Annotated in this window: 19 protein-coding genes; 11 read left to right on the forward strand and 8 right to left on the reverse strand. The window is 63.9% G+C overall.

Annotated features, from left to right (window positions below; genetic code table 11):
• Window positions 1–20: 20 nt before the first annotated feature.
• On the reverse strand, window positions 21–1,187 hold the full coding sequence (locus tag PCA31118_RS20110; RefSeq protein WP_150626840.1) for an acetyl-CoA acetyltransferase: 1,167 nt from the start codon (window positions 1,185–1,187) through the stop codon (window positions 21–23).
• Between the two features lie 698 nt (window positions 1,188–1,885).
• Here PCA31118_RS20110 and PCA31118_RS20115 point away from each other — a divergent pair.
• The 3 genes from PCA31118_RS20115 to PCA31118_RS20125 all read left to right on the forward strand — a co-directional run bounded on the left by PCA31118_RS20115 (window position 1,886) and on the right by PCA31118_RS20125 (window position 5,634).
• On the forward strand, window positions 1,886–2,905 hold the full coding sequence (locus tag PCA31118_RS20115; protein ID WP_150626841.1) for a TRAP transporter substrate-binding protein: 1,020 nt from the start codon (window positions 1,886–1,888) through the stop codon (window positions 2,903–2,905).
• Window positions 2,906–2,920: 15 nt separating this feature from the next.
• Entirely contained in the window at window positions 2,921–4,783 is a 1,863-nt protein-coding gene (locus PCA31118_RS20120; RefSeq protein ID WP_044458392.1) for a TRAP transporter large permease, read from the forward strand.
• A gap of 95 nt (window positions 4,784–4,878) precedes the next feature.
• A complete protein-coding gene (locus tag PCA31118_RS20125; RefSeq protein WP_150626843.1) occupies window positions 4,879–5,634 on the forward strand; it encodes an SDR family NAD(P)-dependent oxidoreductase in 756 nt (251 codons plus the stop codon).
• 71 nt (window positions 5,635–5,705) lie between these two features.
• On the opposite strand, the gene PCA31118_RS20130 is transcribed toward PCA31118_RS20125, so the two are convergent.
• A complete protein-coding gene (locus tag PCA31118_RS20130; RefSeq protein WP_150626844.1) occupies window positions 5,706–6,650 on the reverse strand; it encodes a LysR family transcriptional regulator in 945 nt (314 codons plus the stop codon).
• A gap of 182 nt (window positions 6,651–6,832) precedes the next feature.
• Here PCA31118_RS20130 and PCA31118_RS20135 point away from each other — a divergent pair, with 182 nt between their 5' ends.
• Both PCA31118_RS20135 and PCA31118_RS20140 read left to right on the forward strand, forming a co-directional pair.
• Window positions 6,833–8,101, forward strand: a complete 1,269-nt coding sequence (locus PCA31118_RS20135) for a sigma-54-dependent Fis family transcriptional regulator (protein ID WP_150626845.1) — start codon at window positions 6,833–6,835, stop codon at window positions 8,099–8,101.
• Window positions 8,102–8,996: 895 nt separating this feature from the next.
• Window positions 8,997–10,160, forward strand: a complete 1,164-nt coding sequence (locus PCA31118_RS20140; protein WP_044456752.1) for a porin — start codon at window positions 8,997–8,999, stop codon at window positions 10,158–10,160.
• Window positions 10,161–10,297: 137 nt separating this feature from the next.
• Here PCA31118_RS20140 and PCA31118_RS20145 read toward each other — a convergent pair whose 3' ends face one another.
• Window positions 10,298–11,668, reverse strand: a complete 1,371-nt coding sequence (locus tag PCA31118_RS20145) for a type 1 glutamine amidotransferase (protein ID WP_425495387.1) — start codon at window positions 11,666–11,668, stop codon at window positions 10,298–10,300.
• A gap of 601 nt (window positions 11,669–12,269) precedes the next feature.
• Here PCA31118_RS20145 and PCA31118_RS20150 point away from each other — a divergent pair.
• Window positions 12,270–12,551, forward strand: coding sequence for a YkvA family protein (locus tag PCA31118_RS20150; protein WP_246190337.1), 282 nt, complete (start codon window positions 12,270–12,272; stop codon window positions 12,549–12,551).
• 93 nt (window positions 12,552–12,644) lie between these two features.
• Here the strand turns inward: PCA31118_RS20150 and PCA31118_RS20155 are convergent, their stop codons facing one another.
• The 3 genes from PCA31118_RS20155 to PCA31118_RS20165 all read right to left on the reverse strand — a co-directional run bounded on the left by PCA31118_RS20155 (window position 12,645) and on the right by PCA31118_RS20165 (window position 14,946).
• Entirely contained in the window at window positions 12,645–13,619 is a 975-nt protein-coding gene (locus tag PCA31118_RS20155; RefSeq protein WP_150626848.1) for a quinone oxidoreductase family protein, read from the reverse strand.
• Window positions 13,620–13,653: 34 nt separating this feature from the next.
• Window positions 13,654–14,097, reverse strand: a complete 444-nt coding sequence (locus PCA31118_RS20160; protein ID WP_150626849.1) for a methylglyoxal synthase — start codon at window positions 14,095–14,097, stop codon at window positions 13,654–13,656.
• 69 nt (window positions 14,098–14,166) lie between these two features.
• The gene (locus PCA31118_RS20165; protein WP_150626850.1) at window positions 14,167–14,946 is read right to left on the reverse strand and encodes an SDR family oxidoreductase; all 780 of its coding nucleotides are present in this window, start codon (window positions 14,944–14,946) and stop codon (window positions 14,167–14,169) included.
• A gap of 214 nt (window positions 14,947–15,160) precedes the next feature.
• Here PCA31118_RS20165 and upp point away from each other — a divergent pair, with 214 nt between their 5' ends.
• On the forward strand, window positions 15,161–15,811 hold the full coding sequence (gene upp, locus PCA31118_RS20170) for a uracil phosphoribosyltransferase (protein WP_044456759.1): 651 nt from the start codon (window positions 15,161–15,163) through the stop codon (window positions 15,809–15,811).
• Window positions 15,812–15,841: 30 nt separating this feature from the next.
• Here the strand turns inward: upp and PCA31118_RS20175 are convergent, their stop codons facing one another.
• Entirely contained in the window at window positions 15,842–16,774 is a 933-nt protein-coding gene (locus PCA31118_RS20175) for a DMT family transporter (protein WP_150626851.1), read from the reverse strand.
• Window positions 16,775–16,892: 118 nt separating this feature from the next.
• Window positions 16,893–18,383, reverse strand: coding sequence for a helicase HerA-like domain-containing protein (locus PCA31118_RS20180; protein WP_246190353.1), 1,491 nt, complete (start codon window positions 18,381–18,383; stop codon window positions 16,893–16,895).
• Window positions 18,384–18,873: 490 nt separating this feature from the next.
• Between PCA31118_RS20180 and PCA31118_RS20185 the strand changes: the two genes are divergently transcribed.
• The 4 genes from PCA31118_RS20185 to hemF all read left to right on the forward strand — a co-directional run bounded on the left by PCA31118_RS20185 (window position 18,874) and on the right by hemF (window position 23,185).
• Window positions 18,874–19,599, forward strand: a complete 726-nt coding sequence (locus PCA31118_RS20185; protein ID WP_150626853.1) for a YebC/PmpR family DNA-binding transcriptional regulator — start codon at window positions 18,874–18,876, stop codon at window positions 19,597–19,599.
• 1 nt (window position 19,600) lies between these two features.
• Complete coding sequence (gene purD / locus PCA31118_RS20190) at window positions 19,601–20,878, forward strand: phosphoribosylamine--glycine ligase (RefSeq protein WP_150626854.1); 1,278 nt, start codon at window positions 19,601–19,603, stop codon at window positions 20,876–20,878.
• Window positions 20,879–21,201: 323 nt separating this feature from the next.
• Complete coding sequence (locus PCA31118_RS20195; RefSeq protein WP_150626855.1) at window positions 21,202–22,110, forward strand: mechanosensitive ion channel family protein; 909 nt, start codon at window positions 21,202–21,204, stop codon at window positions 22,108–22,110.
• A 139-nt stretch (window positions 22,111–22,249) separates the two neighbouring features.
• Window positions 22,250–23,185, forward strand: a complete 936-nt coding sequence (gene hemF / locus PCA31118_RS20200) for an oxygen-dependent coproporphyrinogen oxidase (protein WP_150626856.1) — start codon at window positions 22,250–22,252, stop codon at window positions 23,183–23,185.
• Window positions 23,186–23,195 lie beyond the last annotated feature (10 nt).

The following is a 23,195-nucleotide window of genomic DNA, read 5'->3' on the forward strand; positions in this document are numbered from 1 at the left end:
CTCTTGTCTCCTGTATGCACTTAGCGTGCTTCGAGAATGCTCACGTAGTTCGCCACCGCCGCGCCGCCCATGTTGAACACGCCCGCGAGCTTCGCGCCGGGAATCTGCATCTGCCCGGCGGTGCCCGTCAGTTGCATGGCGGCCATCACGTGCATCGACACGCCTGTCGCGCCCACTGGATGCCCCTTCGCCTTCAGACCGCCCGACGGATTGACCGGCAGCAGGCCGTTCTTTTCCGTCAGTCCTTCTGCCAGCACGTTCGCACCCTGCCCCGGCTTGGCCAGGCCCATCGCCTCGTACTCGATGAGCTCGGCAATGGTGAAGCAGTCGTGGGTCTCGACCAGCGAAAGGTCCTTGAGCGATACCCCGGCCACGCCCAGCGCCTGACGCCACGCATGCTGACCGCCTTCGAACGCCAGCGGATCGCGGCGTGAGAGCGGCAGATAATCGTTGACCTGCACGGCCGCGCGAAAACCGACCGACTTGGGCATCGTGCGCGCAACGTCGGCCTTGGAAATCACGAGGGCGGCGGCCCCGTCGGACACCATCGAGCAATCGGTGCGCTTGAGCGGGCCGGCCACGAACGGGTTCTTCTCGGAGACGTTGCGGCAGAAGTCGTAGCCGAAGTCGCGCCGCATGTGCGCATACGGATTCACGCTGCCGTTGCGATGGTTCTTGGCGGCAATGCGGGCGAGCGCGTCGGACTGGTCGCCATAGCGCTCGAAGTAGGCCTGCGCAATGGTGCCGAACACACCGGCAAAGCCGCCAGGAATACCGGCTTCTTCACGCGCATACGAACACTTGAGCAACACCTCGCCGACTTGCGGGGTGGCCAGCTCCGTCATCTTCTCGAAGCCGATCACCAGCACGTGCGTGGCCTTGCCCGCTTCGATGGATTGCAGTCCGCCATGCACGGCGGCGGAGCCCGTGGCGCAAGCATTCTCGTAGCGCGTGGCGGGCTTGAAGCGCAGACCGGGAATGCGATTGAAAACAAGCGAAGACGGGAAGTCCTGATACAGAAAACCGCCGTTGAACGTGCCGACGTGGATCGAATCGATCTGCTCGGGTGAGAGGCCTGCGTCGTCCAATGCGGCCTGAGCGACGTCGGCGAGCAGGACTTCGGCATCGACGTTATCGAGTTTGCCGAACTGGGAGTGGGCCCAGCCGGTAAGGCATGCAGCAACCATGAAGTGTCTCCGGAAAAATGGGGTCATCCAGACTCCGGTGAGCAATTTCGATGCCAGTTCTGCAAAGCGCCCGTGAACACGCCCAGGGCACTGCGTTGTGCGCGACATCGACGGCTCGGTCAGTCGTCGTTGCGAGTTCGCCAGGTCTCATGCACTTGTGGTGCGTTCGCAATTGACGCAAGCGTAAAGCGGGATTCATGACCCCATCAAGCGAATTTTTCTGCACGCCGCAAGCGTTTCCTTTGCTGTGCCGCAACAAGAATTCACATCGCGCAATGGTTGCGACACCTGTCGCATCGCTCGCGCTCCACGGTGCGACAGGTGTCGCAGCCGTCGGGCCAAATGCGACAGGTGTCACACCGCCTTCTTTCGGATCTCGAACCATGCTTTGCACATGCAGCAAAACGTGCGGGTGCCCGCCTGCGGCGCGCGAAGCCTTGTTGTATCTGGTGAAAACCGTCTCGCCGGGAACACGGGATTTCACTAGTGCTTAACAACGTAAGGGTTTTCCCGTTCGGGCCCCGAACTGGCATTCGATTTGCGTAAGATTACCCAGCCACTTGCGAGCCGAACCATCAACACCCAGCGAGACTCTCGCGAATCGCCCTCCGAGTTGGCCGGAACATTGCAAGGCAACACGCCTGCCTGTCCCGCGCTTCACACGCAGTCACCAAACCTATAATCAGGAGACATGCAGTATGAGCACCATGGATCGCCGCCACTTCATCAAGGTCGTGGCCGCCACATCGGCCGCCGCCGCTACGGGGTTGTATCAGACGCAAGCCCACGCTGCCGAATTCACCCTGAAGTTCGCCAATAACCTGCCCGTCAGCCATCCGATGAACATTCGCGCCAAGGAAATGGCGCAGAAGATCGCGGAGCAGTCGAAGGGCCGGGTCGACTTCCAGATCTATCCGAACAACCAGCTCGGCTCCGACAGCGACATGCTGAGCCAGATCCGCTCGGGCGCCATCGACTTCTTCACGCTCTCGCCGCTGATTCTCGGCACGCTCGTGCCCGCCGCCCAGATCTCGGGTGTCGGCTTCGCGTTCAAGGACTACAGCCAGGTCTGGGCCGCCATGGACGGCGATCTCGGCAAGCACGTGCGCGGGCAGATCGCGAAGACGTCGGTGTTTGCGTTCGACAAGATCTGGGAGAACGGTTACCGCCAGATCACCACGAGCAACCGCCCGATCAACTCCCCGACGGACCTCAAGGGCCTGAAGATTCGCGTGCCGACCAGTCCGTTGTGGACGTCGATGTTCAAGGCATTCGACTCGTCGCCGACGTCGATCAACTTCGCCGAAGTGTATTCGGCCTTGCAAACGCACATCGTCGAAGCGCAGGAAAACCCGCTCGCGCTGCTGACCACGGCCAAGCTCTACGAAGTGCAGAAGTACGTGTCGATGACGAACCACATGTGGGACGGCTTCTGGTTCCTCGCCAACAAGCAGAAGTGGGAAAAGCTGCCGAAGGACTTGCAGGACATCGTCACCGCCAACGTGAACGCTGCGGCCGTGGCGCAACGTGAGGACGTGCGCAAGCTCAATGAAGGCGTCACCGCCGAGCTCAAGCAGAAGGGTCTCGTGTTCAACGCACCGAACAACGAGCAATTCCGCGACAAGCTGCGCGCGGCGGGCTTCTATGCCGAGTGGCACAAGAAGTTCGGCGACGAGGCATGGGCCATGTTGGAAAAGTACACAGGGAAGCTCGCGTAAATGGAAACGTTGACGATGACGGCCGAGCCGACGCACGCGCTCGCCCGCCTCTTCTGCCACGTCAACCGCGCGGTGATGAAAGTCACCGAAGCGGCTGCCGTGCTGCTGGTGGTGGCGGAGACTTTCATCCTGCTCGCGGGCGTGGTCTCGCGTTACGGGTTCGACAATCCGCTCACCTGGTCGGACGAGCTCGCGCAGATCCTCTTCATCTGGCTATCGATGCTCGGCGCCGTGCTTGCCCTCGACCGGGGCGAACACATGCGTCTGTCCGCCATCGTCAACAAACTCCCTGCGGCCTGGCGCGACTGGTTCCAGACCATGGCCGCGCTCACGGTGTGTGTGTTCGTCGCGCTCATCATCATGCCGGCCTACACGCATGCCATCGAACAGATGGACATCACCACGCCCGCGCTCGAAGTGCCGGACGGGATACGCGCCGCCGCCCTGCCGGTGGGCGCGGCGTTGATGCTCATCGCGGCCATCTCGCGAATGGCGCGCTGCTCCAGCCTGCGTCAGTTCGGTCTGGGCGTGCTGTTCGTCGCGGCGCTTGGCGCAGCGCTCTGGCTCGGACGCCCCGCGCTCATCGCCATGGGCAACTACAACCTGCTCATCTTCTTCGTGCTGATCGTGGGTGCATGTGTGGCGGGCGGCATTCCGATCGCCTTCGCCTTCGGCTCGGCAACGCTCGGCTATCTGGCGCTGGTCACCGATGCGCCCCTGCAAATCGTGGTGAGCCGCATGGACGAGGGCATGTCCGGCCTCGTGCTGTTGTCGGTGCCGCTGTTCGTGCTGCTCGGCGCACTCATCGAAATGAGCGGGCTGGCACGCAGCCTGATCGAATTCATGGCCTCGCTGCTCGGCCACGTGCGTGGCGGCCTTCAGTATGTGCTGCTCGGTGCAATGTTTCTCGTCTCGGGGATCTCCGGGTCGAAGGCAGCCGACATGGCGGCGGTCGCGCCTGCGCTCTTTCCTGAGATGCAGCGTCGCGGCTCGAAACAGGAAGACCTCGTCGCCCTGCTCTCGGCCACGGGCGCCATGACGGAGACGATCCCGCCGAGTCTCGTGCTCATCACCATCGGCGCCGTGTGCGGCGTGTCGATCACCGCGCTGTTCGTCGGTGGCCTGCTGCCGGCGGTGATCGCCACGCTCGCCATCGTCGTGGTGTGCTTCGCCCGCTCGCGCAAGGAAGCGCCGAATGCGGCGCGTCGTGCGCCGTGGGGCGTGATCGGCAAGACGTTCATCGTGGCGCTGCCCGCGCTCGCGCTGCCGGTCCTCATCCGCACGGCCGTGATCGAAGGCGCGGCGACCGCCACGGAAGTCTCGACCATCGGCATTGCCTATACGATCGTCATCGGCCTGATCGTCCACGCCTTCAAGAAGCACCTGAATTTCAAGCGTCTCTATCCGCTGCTCACCGAAACTGCGGCGCTTTCCGGGGCGATCCTGCTGATCATCGGCATGGCCACCGCCATGGCCTGGGCGCTCACGCAATCTGGCTTCTCCGCCAAACTGGTCGGCCTGATGCACGGTGTGCCGGGCGGACAAGTCGGCTTCCTGCTCATCTCGATGGTCGTGTTCATCGTGCTGGGCAGCGTGCTCGAAGGCATTCCGGCCATCGTGCTGTTCGGACCGCTGCTGTTCCCGGTCGCCCGCTCGCTCGGCATTCACGACGTGCATTACGCCATGGTCGTGATCCTGTCGATGGGCATGGGCCTGTTCGCACCGCCGCTCGGCGTCGGCTTTTACGCTGCATGCGCCATTGGCAAGACATCGCCCGACAAGGTGTTCAACCGGATGTGGACCTACATGGGCGCGCTGCTCGTTGCCCTGCTCGTGGTGGTGTTCATCCCCTGGATCTCGATCGGTTTCCTGAAGTAAGGCAAGTCACTTAGCGCTTTTCATCGACGGGCTCCGCCGCACAGCGGGCGGCGGAGCCCGTGTTGTAGCTGTCAGTAAATTTAGGAGTCCATAGCATGACTGAGAAGGTAGCAGTAGTCACGGGCGGCGGCATGGGCATTGGCGCCGCCATCTGCGAACGATTGGTGAAGGATGGCATGACCGTGGTGGTGGCCGACCTTAACGAAGGGGCGGCCACGGAGACGGCAGCAGCGATTACCGCATCGGGTGGCAAGGCCTGGGCGCTGGGCATGAACGTGGGCGAAGCGGCGTCGATTGCCGACGGCTTCGCGCAGGTCGCGAAACGGCACGGACGCTGCGACGTGCTCGTCAACAACGCCGGGATCGCCAAGACGTATCCGTTTCTCGACTACCCGCTCGATCACTGGCATCAGGTGATGAACGTGAACCTGACGGGCACGCTGCTGTGCGGCCAGCATGCGGCGCGTCTCATGCGCGAGCAGCGTTGGGGGCGCATCATCAATCTGGCGTCTGTGGCGGGCATTCTGGCGAGCGCCGGGCGCACGGCATACGGCACCTCGAAGGCGGCCGTGATCGGGTTGACGCGCCAGATGGCCATTGAACTCGCGCCGTTCGGCATCACGGCCAACGGGATCGCACCGGGTCCCATCGATACACCGCTCACGAAGGTGCTGCATTCGGACGTGTCGCGTCGCCACTACACGGAGACGACGCCGCTCGGACGCTACGGACAGCCCGGCGAGATTGCCGGCGCCGTGAGCTTTCTGGCGTCGGACGACGCGTCGTATGTGACCGGGCATATCCTGCCGGTCGATGGCGGCTTCGTCGCCGCCGGCATTCTGGAAATCTGACGGCGCACGCCGACGGTATCTGCCGTCGGTCTCCTCATCGGTCCGCGCTGCGCTTGCCTCTCCCCCAATGCCTATTGAAGACTGGTGTCCGGCAGGTCCGGCACCAGTCGCGCGCCCGGCGCACGCTGCATCTCGCGCCACACGCTGCGCGCATTGTCTACGAACGTCGCAACGCACGGGTTGTGGTTATCCCGGCTCCATAGCAGCGCCACCTCGGCCACGGGCGCGTTCCTGAGCGGCTTGAACACGGCGTTGCCCGACGCGCTCGCGCTGCTCATGGACATCGGCACCATCGCCACGCCAAGCCCTTCACCCACGAGGTTGATGATCGTCTGCTGCAAGTTGGTTTCGAGCCGGATGTGCGGCGAAAAGCCAGAGCGCCGGCAGTGCGTGACGATCAGGTCGTAGACGAGCGGCGCAATCTCGCGCGGAATGCTCACGAACGACTCTTCGGCCAGTTGCGCCGCGTCGAGCACCCGCACCTTTGCCAGCGGATGCGTGCGGGGAATGACCGCCACCATCTCCTCGCGAAAGACCGTGGCCGTATCGAGACCGGTCAGGTCCTCCGGGCGATACATGATGCCGACGTCGGTCTGCCCGGCGCGCACGGACTCCGCGAGCAGATTGGGCAAGGTCTCCGCCAGTTTCATGTCGACGCGCGAGTACGCGGCGGCATACGTGCGCGTGAGCGCCGGGAGAATGTTGTACGCCGAGGACATCATGAAGCCGACGGTGATCGCCCCGTCCTCTCCCCGACTCGCCGCCACCACGTTGCGACGCGCCCGATCGACCGAGTTGAGGATTTCGACGGCGTCCTGATAGAAGCGCGTACCGGCGCGCGTGAGCCGCACGCTGCGATTCGTCCGCTCGAACAACTGCACACCCAGCTCGGCCTCCATCAACGCGATCTGGCGTGACAGTGGCGGCTGCGAGATGTGCAATTGCTGGGCCGCACGACCGAAGTGAAGCGTCTGGGCGAGGACCACGAAGTACTGGAAATGGCGCAACTCGATCATTTGATACCCCAAAGGTATTATTGGCGCATCAATATTGTATTGGATGTTATGACTCGTCGGTCGTATCCTGCTTTGGCGGTTGGCCACCCGAGCCGGTCGCGACATAAAGAGACGTCAGGAATCGCCAGGCCACAAGCCACCGACGGCGCCCCTTTCGTACCGATACGAGAAGGAGACAAGTCATGCCCGCTCACCTTGCTGTAGCGCACGCCCCCGCTCGACCTGTCGGCCACGCCAGCCCCCTTGGCGTAGCCAAAGCCAATCCCCCGTTCAACAACATTGCCGCGCTTGCCGAGCGCATCGTACGTGTGCCACCGGTCGCCACCCCCACGGCGCACCCGACCGCTCAGGCGCGTCAGTGTCGTCCCGACTACCTCGACATCGACGATCTTTGCGGCACCGACGCACGCATGCGCGATCTGCTCGCGCGCGGCAAGCGCTTCGTCGACCGGGGCTTGCCGGTGCTGATTCTCGGCGAAACGGGAACCGGCAAGGAATTCCTTGCGCGCGCGCTGCATGCTTATAGCGAACGGCGCGCGCAATCGTTCGTCGCGATCAACACCGCTTCGCTGCCGGAGCATCTCGTGGAGAGCGAGTTGTTCGGTTATCAGCGCGGTGCGTTTTCAGGCGCACTACCCGGCGGGATGAAAGGGAAGTTGCAGCAGGCCGATGGCGGCACGCTCTTCCTGGACGAAATCGGCGACATGCCGTTTGCCTTGCAGACGCGCCTGCTACGCGTGCTGTCGGAGCGCGAAGTGACACCGCTGGGGGCCAGCCAGCCGGTGCCGGTCGACGTGCAACTGATCTGCGCGACGCATCAGGATCTTACAGACGCCGTGGCACAGGGCACATTTCGTGAAGACCTCTACTACCGGATTGCCGTGGGCGTGTTGACGTTGCCCACGCTGCGCGAGCGTGACGACAAGACCGAGTTGATCGCGCGCATGCTGTGCGACGAGTGGGCCGGACTGTCCGTCGATCAGGCGCTCACGCGCGTGTCGCCCGAGGCCCTCTCGCGACTGCTCATGCACGCATGGCCGGGCAACCTGCGCCAGATGCGCGCGACGTTGCGTTATGCGTGTGCGGTGATGAGCGGCGAGACGCTGTGCGTGAGCGATTTGCCGCCGGAGTTTCTGCAGACGGGCGCGCCGCACGCAACACCTCTGCGTGTGGCGACGACCCTGCGTCGCGACGACGAGGTGCGGGAGAAGGAGACGACCTGTGCGACGCGCTTTCCTGCGCTGCACGCCGCCCCTCGCTTGCACGATGACCGCCAGGACTCGGAGCGCGAGCGCATTTTGCACGCCCTCGCACAACATCGATGGAACATTTCGGCAGCGGCGCGCACGCTCGGTTTCTGTCGCGCATCGCTGTACCGAAAGCTCAAGCAGTTGAGCATTCCGCACGTGCGCGATTGCGGCGAGGCACTGACGACGGCGCACTACGCCTGACGCCACATCCCCCGCACCGGCGCACAAAAATGACGAGCAAAAAAAAGCGCGGCCAATGAGGCCGCGCCAAGGTTTGGAGACTTTTCACTCAACGCAAAAGTCTACTTCTCGCGGAACGTAGTATAGGTCTGCCTCTCGGATTGATTGTCATCATTCGACGCAATGAATTATTCGGCGACTCGCAATAGTCCGTAAAACCCCATTAATAAAGCACTTTTTGGCACGCAGGAAATTCACTCGCGTGCAAACATCTCGGATTCGGCACATTGCGCGCGCACGTCGGTCACCTGACAGCGACATGGCGGCGCAATGACACACCCCGGCACATCCCTCACGTTGCTATTCATATAGCAATAATCGACACCGTGTATCGGAACGTCTTGCGCCAAGGTACTGGCCGCTCGGAGCGATGCCCTCGTCGCATTGCCATTCACTCACCGTTTTTATGCCATGCGCGATGTGCGCGATGGGCGCGGCGGCCTCGTCCGTTGTGATTCGTCGGCGACGGAACCAAAACAAAACATGCATGTCGCGCGCAAAACGTGTGCTGGCAACGCTTCGCACGCGCTTTCGCTTGCAGAGCACACTGTGTCCCGAGCGCAACAAACTTCGCTTGCAGGGTGATTTCTCACCTACGCTTAATCAAGCCAATCCCTTGCCAGACAATGCTTTACAACGCGCCGCGCAGATTCTTTTCATATCTGAAATAGATTCTTGCGGATTCTGAAATAGGCGGGAGTCACATCGACTCATACACTGCCCCCTGTCAACAGAGCAGTGCCGATAGCTGTTCGGGTCCGCGAGTGACACATCGTCACCTCGACATGTTCTGTTTCGCCGCGTTCTGTTTACACGCGAATTCTGCGATTCGTGTCACGTTACTGGAGCTTAAACCATGAAAAAAACTCTTCTTGCCGCGGCCGTTGTCGGCGCGTTCTCGATGACCGCGCACGCACAAAGCAGCGTCACCCTGTACGGCTTGATCGACGCCGGCATCGCTTACACGAGCAACTCGACCAACACCGTTGGTGCTTCGGGTTCGAAGAACTTCCGTGCAACGAGCGGTCTGGTCAACGGCAGCCGTTGGGGCCTGAAGGGCTCGGAAGACCTGGGTGGCGGTAACAAGGCCATCTTCGTGCTGGAAAACGGTTTCTCGATCGCTAACGGCTCGTCGCTGCAAGGCAACCGCATGTTCGGTCGTCAAGCCTTCGTCGGCCTGCAGAACGATCGCTTCGGCGCTGTGACGATCGGCCGTCAGTACGACTCGCTGGTCGATTACCTCGCACCGCTGACCCTGAACGGTTCGTCGTTCGGCGGCACGATCGCTTCGCACCCGTATGACAACGACAACACGAACAACTCGTTCCGTGTGAACAACTCGGTCAAGTACTCGAGCGCCAACTACAACGGCCTGACCTTCGGCGGCCTGTATGGCTTCTCGAACAAGGCTGGCGACTTCGCCAACAACCGTGCGTTCAGCGCTGGCGTGAACTACGCCAACGGCCCGTTCACGGTCGCTGCTGCTTACTTGGAGCGCCAAGGCAATCCGGGTAACAACAACGCCACCGGCGCAGTCGATACGTCGGCCAGCGGTGACTCGGTGTTCCAGTCGTCGAAGCAACGCGTCTGGGGTATCGGTGGTAACTACGCCTTCGGCCCGGCAACGGTCGGCCTGGTGTACACCCACACCCAACTGCAAGGTCTGACGGGTCTGAACTACAACAGCACCGCTGTGTCGTTCGCCAACGACGGCCTGAAGTTCGACAACTTCGAAGTCAACGGTCGCTACATGCTGACCCCGGCAGTCTCGCTGTCGGCCGCGTACGTGTACACGATGGCCAAGCAAGATTCGACGGACAAGAAGCCGAAGTTCCACACCGTTACGCTGCAAGCTGACTACCGTCTGTCGAAGCGCACCGATGTGTACCTGACGGGTTCGTACCAGCACATCTCCGACAACGAAGGCACGGGCCTGGCGGCTGGTGTCGGCGCTGCCGGCGGTATGTCGTCGACCAGCTCGCAAACCGTCGTCGGCACGGGTATCCGTCACCGCTTCTAATCCAGGCGGCGTGAACACCGGAGATGTCTTCCGGTGTTCCTGACACGAAAATGGCAGCCTCGCGGCTGCCATTTTTTTTGCGCTGGATTTCGAAGTGGCAGCGCATCCCCCGCGCGCCACCCATCACGTCGATAACGTCAGAAGCGCGTCTCGCGCGCCGCACGCAGGAAGTTATCCAGCACCGGCGTGCAATCCAGAAACTCCGGACCGCCCGCGCGGTGAAACTCCGGATGCCACTGCAAGCCCATCACGAACGGCGCCTTGCGATAGCGAATCGCCTCAACCACGCCGTCTTCCGCGCACACGGCCTCCACACTCAGATCACGACCGAGCGTCTTCACCGACTGGTGGTGAATCGAGTTGACGATCGGCACGTCCACCGGCGCGAGCATTTGCGCGAGCGACGACCCTTCGGGGAACGTGAGCGTGTGTCGGTTGTGCTCATACGTTTCGGTCACGTGCGGAATCGCCTCGGGCAAATCCGTCGCGATGTCCTGATGCAACGTGCCGCCGAAGGCCACGTTGATCAGTTGGCACCCACGGCACACCCCCAGAATCGGCTTACCCTGCTCCACGAACTCGTGCAGCAGCTCAAGCTCGTACATGTCGCGCATACGATCGCCTTGCCATTCGTGGCGCGTCGCGACTTCCGAATAGGTCAGCGGGGAGACATCCGCCCCGCCCTGCAAGACCAGACCGTCGAGGTGCTTCGCGTAATCGTGCAGACGGATGTGGCTCGGGTGCAGCAAACCCTGCGTGTCGACCGTCGGGATCATGAACACCAGCACGTCGCGCGACATCACCCAGTGGGCGATCGACTCTTCGAGGTATTGCAGCGTCTTGCTGCGCAGCCCCTTCGAGCCCGGCTCAGGGTGGAAGATACGCGCGGAGATCCCGATCTTCAGCGTGCGCTGCGTGATGCGCTGTCCGGCGCGGTCGTACCAGGCGCGAAAACGCGCCGACATGATGCGACGCAGAACCGACCACGGCGAATCGCCCGCCTGCAAATACGACGGCTGACCGCCCATCGAAGCCGGACTGCCGGGACGCGGCGCGCCCGAACCGAACGACGGCTGATGCGGCGGCTCCCCCCCACCAGCAGCACCGCCACCCACGCCTCCAGCTTCCGCGGTGCCACGGGTCGTTCCCGCTTCGCCGATGTTGCCCCCGGCGCTGCCGAGACCGGCTGCTTTGACGTCGTCGCCCGACTTCGGTATCGACGAACCGATGGGATTGCGATCGGATGCCACCTCAGCCGCAGAACCTTGCCCCGTGGGCTTTGCCGCAGACTCAGGTGCCGTTGGCTTCTCGGCTTGCGCGTCGGCCGACGCGGTGACTTCCGTGGGCGGCGCGGGACGTGTGAGCGTATCGGGGTTCGGCGGCATGTCCGGCGCCCCTTCAGCCGTGCCGGCAACGGGCTTGGCCGTAGGGCGCGGCGTCGACGGCGTGGCCGGTTCGACATACTCCGACCCGCTCGTGGCGGGCGCATCGGCAGGCGAGCCGCTCACTTTCCCGGCTTCCGGCCCGGAGGCCGATGAAGCGGCTGGGGGAGTGGAAGGAGACGCCGACGCGGGCGGCGCCGCTGTGGGCTTGCTCGTATCGGACTCGGGCCTCGACGTTGGCTGCGTTGGCTGCGTTGGCTGCGATGGCTTCGGCGATTTCGGATCTTGAGCGTCGGTCATGATGGCTTTGAAATGCGTCCTGAAAAGGTCGTGAGGACGAAGGGGAAAGAAGGATTGACCACGTCGGCCCGGGAATTATCCCGCCGCCACAATCCCGCCGCAACCGCATTACCGGAATCACAGGCACACACAGCCATACACCGGAGCGTCGCGCAGGCGCCTTCCAACAGGCGCCGAATTGATGATGGAACGGACGATGAAACCCTCTCACCCGGCCGATGTCGAAGATTTCTGTTACGCGAAGTACGCGTCGCTCCTGCGCCGGACACCTTCCGATCAGGCCAGACGAGCCTTGTTTTCGCCGCGTATAATCGAGACAAGTTGCGCGACATTCACCGAATATTGCGCGAAGTTATCCTCGTTTATGAGGAATGGCTTGCCAGGACCGACGAGCGTCGGCGAGCACATTGGTACCAGGAGTTTGCAAGTGAAGCGTTTTCTTCGTCTGTGGCAGATCGCCCGTCATGACTTCCGCGTGCTGTGGCATGCGGCCCGCGATCCGCGACGTCCGCGCTGGCTTCTGCCTGCCGTGGTGCTGCTCGCGGCCTATCTCGTGAGTCCCGTCGACCTGATTCCCGACTTCGTGCCGGTGTTCGGGTTGCTCGACGATGTCGTCGTGATCGGCATGGTCATCCACTGGCTCATCAAACGGTTGCCGGTGGACGTACGCGAGGACGCGCGCGCCCACGTTTTCACGCAGCGCGCCTGATATCGGGCAAGCCCGCCACAATGAAAAAGGGACGCCGAGGCGTCCCTTTTTCGTCTTGCCTTTCCCACTGGCGACTGGCGTCTGGCAAAACACTCAGGGCATGAGCAAGGTCGAGCCGGTGGTCTTGCGCGACTCGAGATCGCGGTGCGCCTGCGCGACGTCGGACAGCGCATATCGCTGGTTGACCTCGATCTTCACGGTGCCGTTGCCGACCACCTCGAACAACTCGTTCGCCGTGGCTTCGAGATCGGCCCGCTTGGCGGTGTAGTTGAAGAGCGTCGGGCGTGTGAAGAACAGCGATCCACGTGAGACCAGATCGCTGGTATTGATCTGCGCGACGGGGCCGGAAGCATTGCCGAAGTTCACCATCATGCCCAGCGGACGCAGGCAATCGAGCGAGCCCATGAAGGTGTCCTTGCCAATGGAGTCGTAGACGACGGGCACACCTTCGCCGCCAGTGATCTCCTTCACGCGTTCGACGAAGTTCTCACGCGTATAGACGATGGGGTGATCGCAGCCGTGTGCACGCACCAGCGCCGCCTTCTCGTCGGAGCCGACGGTGCCGATGACCGTCGCGCCGAGCGCCTTTGCCCACTGACACACGATCAGGCCCACGCCGCCGGCGGCCGCATGAATCAGAATCGTGTCGCCTGCCTTGACCGGATACGCGCGACGCAGCAGATATTGCGCCGTCATGCCCTGGAGCATCATGGCCGCCGCCTGATCGTCGGAGACGGTCTCCGGCAGGCGCACGAGCGGTGCCGCCGGCATCACGCGCGCCTGCGAGTAAGCGCCGCACGGGCGGCTTGCGTATGCGACCCGGTCACCGGGCTTCACATGCGTCACGCCCTCGCCCACCGCTTCGACCACGCCAGCCGCTTCCATGCCCAATCCGGCAGGCAGCGGCTGCGGGTAAAGACCGGTGCGGAAATACACGTCGATGTAGTTCAGACCGACGGCGTTATGGCGCACCCGCGCTTCGCCCGGCCCCGGTTCGCCGACTTCGACGTCGACCCACTGCATCACTTCCGGCCCGCCGTTCTGTTCGATACGAATTGCTTTCGTCATCCTCGTTCTCTCTCTCGATGGGTGGGGTTTGTCGTCAGGCGGATGGCTGCGCCGTCGCTTCCGTTGCTTCCCTTGCCAGACGCACGATCAGTTGCTCCAACAACAGACGCGCCGTCGCGCTGTTCGTCGCGCACGGCACGTTGTGCACATCGCACGCACGCACCAGCGCGTTGATATCGGGTTCATGCGGCTGCGGCGTCATGGGGTCACGCAGGAAGAGCACCATGTCGACGCGGCCCTCTGCGAGTTGCGCGCCAATCTGCAAGTCGCCGCCGTGCGGGCCCGAGAGCATACGCTCCACGTCGAGGCCCAGCTCGCTGGCAATGCGCCCGCCGGTCGTGCCCGTGGCGACAAGCCGGCATTGCCGCAGCACGTCGACATAGTCGCGCGCGACTGCCAGGATCTCGTCCTTCTTCTTGTCGTGGGCAATGAGGGCAATGCGAACAGCGGGGACTTTGGGTACCGTTGAAACCGTCATCGATGCGCTTCCCTGAGCTTGATGTGGGTGAGGTAAGTGTTGAACGCAGGCGTCACCGTTCGTACGGGATCAGAACGTGCCCGGATAAGCGCCGCCGTCAATGAGTATGTTCTGTCCGGTGATGTAGCCTGCCTTGGCGCTGCAAAGGAAGGCGCAGGTTGCACCGAACTCTTCCGGCTGCCCGAAGCGCCGCGCAGGAATTGCCGCAGCGCGCTGGCCGCGCGCGTCCTCGACGCTCTGGCCCGTCTTTGCCGCAGACGCCTGCATGGTCGCGTTCAGACGATCGGTATCGAACGCGCCAGGCAACAGGTTGTTGATGGTCACGTTGTTCGCCACCGTCGTACGTGCAATGCCCGCGACGAAACCGGTCAGGCCTGAACGGGCGCCATTGGACAAGCCCAGAATGTCGATGGGGGCCTTCACGGCCGAGGACGTGATGTTCACGATCCGTCCGAAGCCGCGGGAGATCATGCCGTCCACGGTGGCCTTGATCAGTTCGATGGGGGTCAGCATGTTGGCGTCGAGCGCGCGGATCCAGTCGTCTCGCCGCCAGTCGCGGAAGTCGCCCGGCGGCGGACCGCCAGCATTCGTCACGAGGATGTCCGGCTGCGGGCACGCGGCCAGCGCCTTCGCGCGGCCTTCCGGCGTGGTGATGTCGCAGGCCACGGCGCTCACTTGCACACCCGTGGCAGTGCGGATCTCGCTGGCGGCGGCGTCGAGCGCGTCGGCCGTGCGCGCGACGATCACGACGTTGACGCCCGCCTCGGCCAGCGCCTGGGCGCAGGCACGCCCCAGCCCCTTGCTCGCGCCGCACACCAGCGCGGTGCGGCCCTTGATACCCAGATCCATGGTCAACCTTCAAGACAATTGATGCATTGGCGATAGGCTGCTGTGCAGCCGTCTTGCAGCGATTCTAAGGGAATCGCGCGCCTGCCGCTGAGTGTCGGGACATACGGCGGCGGACCAAAACCCGGACCGGCCTCGCCCGCATCGGCTAAAATCGCGGCCATGCGCGCTATACCGTGACATTCCGATCCGGTGGCCCAGCCTCACATTGCCTGCCATGAAACAAGACACCCGCTTCCCGAATCTCTTCATCTGCGATCACCCCCTGATCCAGCACAAGCTCTCGCACATGCGCGACAAGGAAACGTCGACGCGCACGTTTCGCGGCCTGTTGCGCGAAATCACGCTGCTCATGGGCTACGAGATCACGCGCGATCTGCCGCTCACGACCGAGCGCATCGATACGCCGATGGTGGAAATGGATGCCCCCGTCATCGCCGGCAAGAAGCTCGCGATCGTGCCGGTGCTGCGTGCCGGCGTGGGCATGAGCGACGGTCTGCTCGACCTGGTGCCCTCGGCACGTGTGGGCCACATCGGCGTGTACCGCGACGAACAGCATCGCCCGGTGGAATATCTCGTGCGCCTGCCGGACGTGAACGATCGTCGCTTCATTCTGTGCGACCCGATGGTGGCGACCGGTTATTCGGCCGTCCATGCCGTGGACGTGCTGGTCAAGCGCGGCGTGGCCGAGGAGAACATTGCGTTTCTCGCGCTGGTGGCCGCACCGGAAGGCGTGAAGGTGTTGCACGACGCGCACCCGGGCGTGAAGTTGTACGTCGCTTCGCTCGATGAGCGTCTGGACGATCACGCCTACATCATTCCGGGTCTGGGCGACGCAGGCGACCGCCTGTTCGGCACCAAGAACTGACGATAAAAGCCCCGGTCTCCCGGGGCTTTTTTATTGGCTCGGGCCGCGCGACGCCCTGCGGCGCGTGGCCATCGCCACACCGATGGCCGCCAGCACCATTCCGCCCCACGCCAGCGGCGGCATGTGCTCCCCGACCATCAGCCATGCGGCGAGCGCCGCTGCGGGCGGCACGAGGAAGAACAACGCCGACACACGCGACGCCTCCCCGCGCCGGATCATCGCCAGCAATAGCGAAATCGCCACGATGGAATTGCCGATCACGAGATAGACCAGCGTGAGCCCGAGTTGCCACGTCCAGTCGACGCGCATCGGTTCGAGCCACCACGCGAGCGGCAGCGTTGCCGCGAACCCCACGGCGTACTGCACCAGATTCGACGTAATCGGGTGCTGGCCCAGCCCGAAGCGCTTTTCGTACAGCGTGCCGCAGGTGATCGCCCCAAGCGCCACGAACGTGAGCACCAGCCCCAGCGCCGAAGTCGCCTCCACCGCCGAGCGGGCCACGATGACGAGCGCCGCGCCCGCCAGTCCCAGTCCGAGCCCGATCCAGTTCAGGCCGCTGACGCGCTCGCCGACCAGATGCGGCACCGCCAACGCCACGAGAATCGGTTGCAGCGACGTGATCAGCGCCACGCTGCCCGCCGACACACCGAGCCGCAGGGACAGATACGTCATGCTGAAGTACAGTGCCTGAATCAGCAGACCGATCACGACGAGATGCCCCCAGGCAGCCGCCGTCTTCGGCAGCGGGGGACGCATGACGATCGCCAGCGGCGCGAGCAGCACGAGCACAAGACCGTAGCGCAACGCCAGGAAGGTCAGCGGATCGGCATAGTCCAGACCGATCTTGGCGACGGTGAAGCCGACCGACCACAGGAACAGGAAGATGAGCGGCGCGGCGCGCAGCCATAGCGGATCGTGAGCGACGCCGGTGCGCACCGGCTCCAGCGAAGATTTCAGGGACATCGTCTTGGGGAGGATCCTTTTCCTTTTTATTGTTGGATGGGCGATGCCGCGTGCGTCGTGCAGCGCCGCGACATCACCTGAGTACGACCTTGACGCGTACCGGCGCCTTAGCTGCACCTTACCTGCGCCGACTGCCGCCCAGAATGCTGCCCAGTACGCCGCGAACGATCTCGCGCCCCAACTGGCTACCGACCGTGCGCATCGTGCTCTTGACCATGGCTTCTACGGGGGTGTCCTTGCTGCGCGATCCGCCCTTGCCGCCCAGCAGCCCGCCCAGCGCGTCGAGCAGGCCGCCGCCCGAGGCTCCGGCCGATGTGCCTGCCGATGTACCACCGCCTTGCGGGACCGTGGCGCCACCGTCGGGCGCGGCAGAACCGTCCGTTTGCCGGGCCTGCGTGCGTCCGACGAGTTTTTCATACGCCGACTCGCGGTCCACCGCCTTCTCGTACACCCCCGCGACCAGCGACGCCGCCATCAACGCCGCGCGTTCCTGCGAGGTGATCGGCCCGATGCGCGACGCGGGCGGCGAGACATAAGCGCGCTCGGTTACCGCCGGACGCCCTTTCTCGTCGAGCAGCGACACCAGCGCCTCGCCCACGCCCAACTCGCCGATGACCGTCTCGATATCGAGCGACGGATTCGCGCGCATGGTCTGAGCGGCCACCTTCACCGCCTTCTGATCGCGTGGCGAGTAGGCCCGCAGGGCGTGCTGCACGCGGTTGCCCAACTGGCCGAGCACCGTGTCGGGCACGTCGACCGGATTTTGGGTGACGAAATACACGCCAACGCCCTTGGAGCGAATCAGGCGAACCATTTGCTCGATGCGTTCGAGCAACGGCTTGGGCGCCTCATTGAACAGCAGGTGCGCCTCGTCGAAGAAAAAGACGAGTTTCGGTTTGTCCGGATCGCCGACTTCCGGCAGGCGCTCGAACAGTTCCGCCAGCAGCCAGAGCAGGAAGGTGGCGTAGATGCGTGGCGCGGCGAGCAGTTTGTCGGCCGCCAGAATGTTGACGACGCCACGCCCCTGCGCGTCCGTCTGCATGAAGTCTTCGATGTTGAGCATCGGCTCGCCGAAGAACTTGTCGGCGCCTTGCTGCTCCAGCGTGAGCAGCCCGCGCTGGATCGCGCCGACCGAGGCCGCAGAGATGTTGCCGTACTGGGTCGTGAAGGTCGATGCGTTATCGCCTACGTGCTGGAGCATCGCGCGCAGATCCTTGCTGTCGAGCAACAGCAGGCCATTGTCGTCGGCGATCTTGAAGACGAGATTGAGCACCCCGGTCTGCGTCTCGTTCAGGCCGAGCAGGCGGGCCAGCAGCAGCGGGCCGAGGTCCGAGACGGTGGCCCGCACCGGGTGGCCCTGCTCGCCGAAGACGTCCCAGAGCGTGGCCGGGCTGCCATGCCAGTCGGGCGTGTCGAAGCCGAGATTTGCGATGCGCTCCTTGAGCTTGGGCGTCTCCACCCCCGGCTGTGTAATGCCGGTCAGGTCGCCTTTGACGTCCGCCAGGAAAACGGGCACGCCGATGTCGGAGAAGGCCTGCGCAATGACCTGGAGCGTCACGGTCTTGCCGGTGCCGGTCGCGCCGGTAATGAGTCCATGGCGATTGCCCATGGCGGGCAACAATCCCAGCACATGCTGAGCATTGCGCGCGATGACGAGCAGTTCACCGGGATCGTGAGCCGAACTTGCCGAACTCGCTGAACTTGCCGAGGGGGCGGACGGGGCGGCAACGGCTGCCGCCGACGTGGCGGGGGGTGTCGCGGAAGACGACACTTGCGACGGCACGGGCTTCTTGGGCATGCGAGACCTCGGCGGTAGACACGGCGCGGCTCGTGACACGGCGCAGCAAACACCCGTGGCACGGTGCGGCGGCATGATAAAATTGCCTCCGATTATAGCGGCAGGTATCGCCGCTCGGACTGCACCGCCCCGAAATGCCCCTGAGATCGACCGGATCCGTGTGAGGCAACGGGGCGGCTGGACAATCGGCGCCCGCGACCCCGGTGGTGGCGGGCGCTCCCGTTTCAACGGTTGGCCGCGCCGCACTGCGCGGGCCGGCAGAGCATACTTCGCCGCACAGCGCGGCACGACGGAGAAATTCATGGCGGGTCATAGCAAATGGGCCAACATCAAGCACAAGAAGGCAGCGGCAGATGCCAAGCGCGGTAAAGTCTGGACACGTCTGATCAAGGAAATCACGGTCGCGGCCCGTCTGGGCGGGGGGGACGCCGACAGCAACCCGCGCCTGCGCCTGGCCGTGGAAAAGGCCGCGGACGCCAACATGCCCAAGGACAACGTCAAGCGCGCGATCGATCGCGGCGTGGGCGGTCTGGACGGCGCGAACTACGAAGAGATCCGCTACGAAGGCTATGGCATCAACGGTGCTGCGGTGATCGTCGACACCATGACGGACAACCGCGTTCGCACGGTGGCGGAAGTGCGCCATGCCTTCTCGAAGTTCGGCGGCAACATGGGTACCGACGGTTCGGTGGCATTCCTCTTCACGCATTGCGGCCAGTTCCTGTTCTCGCCGGAAACCCCGGAAGACAAGCTGATGGAAGTGGCGCTCGACGCCGGCGCCGACGACGTCATCACGAACGACGACGGCAGTTTCGAGGTCGTATGCCCGCCCAACGATTTCCAGTCGGTGAAGGACAAGCTCGAAGCCGCGGGTCTGAAGGCCGAAGTCGCGGAAGTCACGATGAAGCCGCAAACCGAAGTGGTCTTCACCGGCGATGACGCCGTGAAGATGCAAAAGCTGCTCGACGCGCTCGAAAACCTCGACGACGTGCAGGACGTATTCACCAACGCCGTCATCGAGGAATAAGATGAAAATTCTGGTTGTGGGCTCGGGTGGCCGCGAACACGCGCTGGCCTGGAAGCTTGCCCAATCGCCGCGTATCCAACTGGTCTATGTCGCGCCGGGTAACGGCGGCACGGCGCTCGACGAGCGCCTGCGCAACGTGCCGATCAGCGACCCGAACGTGCTCGCCGAATTCGCCGCACGCGAAGGCATTGCGCTCACCGTGGTGGGTCCGGAAACGCCGCTCGCCGCCGGTATCGTCAATATCTTCCGCGCCCGTGGCCTGAAGATCTTCGGCCCGACGAAGGAAGCCGCACAACTCGAATCGTCGAAGGACTTTGCCAAGGCGTTCATGAAGCGTCACGGCATCCCGACGGCCGATTACGAGACCTTCGCCGACGCGGCCGCCGCACACGCCTACATCGATGCCAAGGGCGCACCGATCGTCATCAAGGCCGACGGTCTGGCCGCCGGCAAGGGCGTGGTCGTGGCGATGTCGCTCGAAGAAGCGCACAACGCCGTGGACATGATGCTCGCGGACAACAAGCTCGGCGACGCCGGCGCACGCGTGGTGATCGAGGAGTTCCTCCAGGGCGAGGAAGCCAGCTTCATCGTGATGGTCGACGGCAAGAATGTACTGCCGCTCGCTACCTCGCAGGATCACAAGCGCCTGCTGGACAACGATCAGGGCCCGAACACCGGCGGCATGGGGGCTTACTCGCCCGCGCCGATCGTCACGCCGCAGATCCACGCACGCGTCATGCGCGAGATCATCATGCCGACCGTGCGCGGCATGGAGACCGACGGCATTCGCTTCACCGGCTTCCTGTATGCCGGCCTGATGATCGATGCAGACGGCAACGTCAAGACGCTCGAATTCAACTGCCGCATGGGCGACCCGGAAACGCAGCCGATCATGGCGCGACTCAAGGGCGACTTCTCGGTGGTGGTCGAACACGCGATCGCCGGCACGCTCGACAAGATCGAACTCGACTGGGACCGTCGTTATGCGCTGGGCGTGGTGCTCGCCGCCCACGGCTACCCGGACACGCCGCGCAAGGGCGACCGCATCTCGGAAATCCCGGCGGAGACCGACGAGTGCGTGACGTTCCATGCGGGCACCCAGCTCGAGAACGACGTGCTTCAGGTCACCGGCGGGCGCGTGCTGTGCGTGGTCGGTCTGTCGGATACCGTGCGTGGCGCGCAAAGCGTGGCCTACCAGACCGTCAACCAGATCAATTTCGACGGCATGCAGTATCGTCACGACATCGGCAACCGCGCCCTGGCGCGCAAGCCGGAATAAGCGGGAGCTAGCCGGAACGAGGCGGTGAGCGTCGGTCGGTCGGCGCACCGCAACGCGATTCGGTAACAAGGACAACGGCCCGGAGGACTTCACGTCTTCCGGGCCGTTGTCTTTTGGACGGGGCACCGGGGGCGCTATCGGCGAGCCGGAACGCTTTGGGGACCGTCACATCCGCCAAGCGCTGCGATTGACAAGCGCAGGGCAAATTGGCACGCTGGCGTCGCGTGACACTGGAAGTTCACTTCCCGGCGACCCGCATCCGGCCAGCCCCGGCGGAATTCATGCAGTTTTCCCGACAGACCCCTCGCTCGACGGAGACTTACATGTTCGACCTCGATAAGCTGGTCAACGATTATCTGGTGCCGTTCGGCCTGAAGATCGTGATGGCCGTCGTCATCTGGATCATCGGCGGCATCGTCATCAATCTGGTCGCGCGGCTCGTGCGCGGCGCGATGACCCGTCGCCACATCGATCCCACCCTCGTTCGCTACACCGAGTCGTCGCTGCGCATTGCGTTGCGCATTGCGCTCATTCTCTCCATCCTCAGCGTCTGCGGTATCGAGACAACCTCGTTCGCTGCCCTGCTCGCGGCCGCCGGTATCGCCATCGGTGCGGCATGGTCCGGCCTTCTGTCGAACTTCGCCTCGGGCATCTTCCTCATCGTGCTGCGTCCGTTCAAGACGGGCGACATGATCAGCGCGGGCGGTGTGACGGGCGTGGTCGAGGAAATCGGCCTGTTCGTCACCACGCTCACGACGGCAGACAACCTGCGGGTGTATGTCGGCAACACGAAAGTCTTCGGCGACAACATCACGGTGTACGACGCCAATGCGTACCGCCGGGTGGACCTCACGGCACAACTCGCCCACACGGTCGACGTGCAGGATGCCGTTGCTCGGCTGAAGGCGCGCGTCGCGCAGATCCCGAATGTGGTGGAAAAGCCCGGCGTGGACGTGGAAATCCTTGAATTCAATCCGTCCGGGCCGGTGCTGGCGGTGCGGCCGTACTGCCATAACCGCGATTACTGGCAGGTGTATTTCGACACCAACAAGGCCATCGCCGAAGTCGGCGGCACGGCGCACTGGCCGGTGCCCGCAACGCGTCAGATCCTCATGCCGCCGCCGGGCGTGCCCGGCGCACCGGCTGGCGCCACCAGCGCGGTGCCGCCCATCGTGCCGGGCGCAGGCGGTACGGCCCCGGCAGGCACGCTGCCCAACGCACCGGCGTCCTGATGTGCTGAGGTCGGGCGTCCGCGTTTGACACAGATCATCCGGGCGGCGTCGGCCGAGACGCCCGCCGCCCGCCTGTGGCCCCGTCCCGGTACAATCGCGGGTAAATTCGTCACATTTACCACGCAAGGGACGTCACAGAATGACAGCGCAAGACGCCGCGCAAGCGCCGGACACGGCTGCGGTACGCACTTATCTGCTCGGGCTTCAGGACAAGATCGTCGAAACGCTGGAGCGCCTCGATGGCAAGCGCTTCTTCGTCGACGACTGGCAACGTCCGGCCGACAGCCCCCTGCGAGGTGACGGCCGCACCCGGGTGCTCGACGACGGCGACTTCTTCGAGCGCGGCGGCGTGAACTTTTCCCACGTGATCGGCGACAAGCTGCCCGCCTCGGCCAGCGCCTCGCGGCCCGAGCTGGCCGGACGCGGCTTCGAAGCCCTGGGCGTCTCGCTCGTGCTGCATCCGCGCAACCCGTATTGCCCCACAGTGCACTTCAACGTGCGAATCCTGATTGCCACCGCCCCGGGCGAACTGCCCGCGTTCTGGTTCGGCGGTGGCATGGACCTCACGCCGTACTACGCGTTCGAAGACGACTGCAAGCACTTCCACCAGACTTGCAAGGATGCGCTCGATCCGTTCGACGCCACGTGGTACCCCCGCTTCAAGGCCTGGTGCGACGACTATTTCTACCTGAAACACCGTCAGGAGCCGCGCGGCATCGGCGGCATCTTCTTCGACGACTTCTCCGGTGGCGGTTTCGAGACGGGCTTCGCCGTCATGCAGAGCGTGGGCGACGCCTTCCTCGACGCCTACGTACCCATCGTGGAGCGCCGCCGCGGCATGCCGTACGGCGAGCGCGAGCGCGACTTCCAGGCGCACCGGCGCGGACGCTACGTCGAATTCAATCTGGTGTGGGATCGCGGCACGCACTTCGGCCTGCAATCAGGCGGTCGCACCGAATCCATCCTCATGTCGATGCCGCCGATCGTGAAGTGGCACTACGACTGGAAGCCGGAGCCCGACACCCAGGAGGCGAAGCTCTACACCGACTTCCTCGTGCGTCGCGAGTGGGTCTGAAGGCCGACAG

Origin of the sequence: Pandoraea captiosa, assembly GCF_902459775.1 — a bacterium.
Classification (GTDB): Bacteria; Pseudomonadota; Gammaproteobacteria; order Burkholderiales; family Burkholderiaceae; genus Pandoraea; species Pandoraea captiosa.

Excerpts from the sequence above, each read along its gene's own strand:
- upp (WP_044456759.1), top strand. The coding sequence starts at position 15,161 with ATGAAACAAGACACCCGCTTCCCGAATCTCTTCATCTGCGATCACCCC.
- PCA31118_RS20110 (WP_150626840.1), bottom strand. The coding sequence starts at position 1,187 with ATGGTTGCTGCATGCCTTACCGGCTGGGCCCACTCCCAGTTCGGCAAA.
- PCA31118_RS20175 (WP_150626851.1), bottom strand. The coding sequence starts at position 16,774 with ATGTCCCTGAAATCTTCGCTGGAGCCGGTGCGCACCGGCGTCGCTCAC.
- PCA31118_RS20195 (WP_150626855.1), top strand. The coding sequence starts at position 21,202 with ATGTTCGACCTCGATAAGCTGGTCAACGATTATCTGGTGCCGTTCGGC.
- hemF (WP_150626856.1), top strand. The coding sequence starts at position 22,250 with ATGACAGCGCAAGACGCCGCGCAAGCGCCGGACACGGCTGCGGTACGC.
- purD (WP_150626854.1), top strand. The coding sequence starts at position 19,601 with ATGAAAATTCTGGTTGTGGGCTCGGGTGGCCGCGAACACGCGCTGGCC.
- PCA31118_RS20165 (WP_150626850.1), bottom strand. The coding sequence starts at position 14,946 with ATGGATCTGGGTATCAAGGGCCGCACCGCGCTGGTGTGCGGCGCGAGC.
- PCA31118_RS20185 (WP_150626853.1), top strand. The coding sequence starts at position 18,874 with ATGGCGGGTCATAGCAAATGGGCCAACATCAAGCACAAGAAGGCAGCG.
- PCA31118_RS20120 (WP_044458392.1), top strand. The coding sequence starts at position 2,921 with ATGACGGCCGAGCCGACGCACGCGCTCGCCCGCCTCTTCTGCCACGTC.
- PCA31118_RS20140 (WP_044456752.1), top strand. The coding sequence starts at position 8,997 with ATGAAAAAAACTCTTCTTGCCGCGGCCGTTGTCGGCGCGTTCTCGATG.
- PCA31118_RS20160 (WP_150626849.1), bottom strand. The coding sequence starts at position 14,097 with ATGACGGTTTCAACGGTACCCAAAGTCCCCGCTGTTCGCATTGCCCTC.
- PCA31118_RS20135 (WP_150626845.1), top strand. The coding sequence starts at position 6,833 with ATGCCCGCTCACCTTGCTGTAGCGCACGCCCCCGCTCGACCTGTCGGC.
- PCA31118_RS20130 (WP_150626844.1), bottom strand. The coding sequence starts at position 6,650 with ATGATCGAGTTGCGCCATTTCCAGTACTTCGTGGTCCTCGCCCAGACG.
- PCA31118_RS20115 (WP_150626841.1), top strand. The coding sequence starts at position 1,886 with ATGAGCACCATGGATCGCCGCCACTTCATCAAGGTCGTGGCCGCCACA.
- PCA31118_RS20180 (WP_246190353.1), bottom strand. The coding sequence starts at position 18,383 with ATGGGCAATCGCCATGGACTCATTACCGGCGCGACCGGCACCGGCAAG.
- PCA31118_RS20125 (WP_150626843.1), top strand. The coding sequence starts at position 4,879 with ATGACTGAGAAGGTAGCAGTAGTCACGGGCGGCGGCATGGGCATTGGC.
- PCA31118_RS20155 (WP_150626848.1), bottom strand. The coding sequence starts at position 13,619 with ATGACGAAAGCAATTCGTATCGAACAGAACGGCGGGCCGGAAGTGATG.